Genomic DNA, 507 nt, shown 5'->3' with positions numbered 1-507 from the left:
GGCTTTGTTGCGTAATTCAATGGAACTAAATCAAGAACCTACGATCTGATCAGCTACCTCCACTCTCTCTCGTAGTCCTATGCCTAAGCCTCGTTACAAAACAACCAACTGGAAGCAATACAACCAATCACTCATTAACCGTAGTTCTCTGACATTTTGGATTGATGAAGAAGCAATAAGCGGGTGGGCGCAAAGCAAACAGAATAAGCGCGGGAGGCCACGTCGGTTCATTGATTTAGCTATCACGACAGCACTCATGGTCAAACGACTTTTTTCTATGCCATCGAGAGCGCTTCAAGGATTTATCGACTCGATATTTAGGCTAGCCCATGTACCGTTAAGTTGTCCGCATTACACCTGCATCAGTCGTAGAGCCAAGCAAGTTGAGGTTTTATTTAAGACTAAAACGAGAGGAGCGATACAGCATCTAGCCATTGATGCTACTGGCCTTAAGGTTTATGGCGAAGGTGAATGGAAAGTCAAAAAACACGGGACGGATGGCAAGCG

1 protein-coding gene is annotated in these 507 nt (G+C 45.2%); it reads left to right on the top strand.

Translation table 11 applies throughout. From position 1 onward, the window contains the following. Nucleotides 1-79 precede the first annotated feature (79 nt). On the top strand, nt 80-507 hold a 428-nt coding region (locus tag H5300_RS27040), incomplete at its 3' end, for an IS5 family transposase (RefSeq protein WP_182797392.1).

Source organism: Vibrio sp. SG41-7, assembly GCF_014164465.1.
GTDB lineage: Bacteria > Pseudomonadota > Gammaproteobacteria > Enterobacterales > Vibrionaceae > Vibrio > Vibrio splendidus.
The sequence above is the reverse complement of the archived record's forward strand: the minus strand, read 5'-3'. Positions and strand labels throughout refer to the sequence as shown.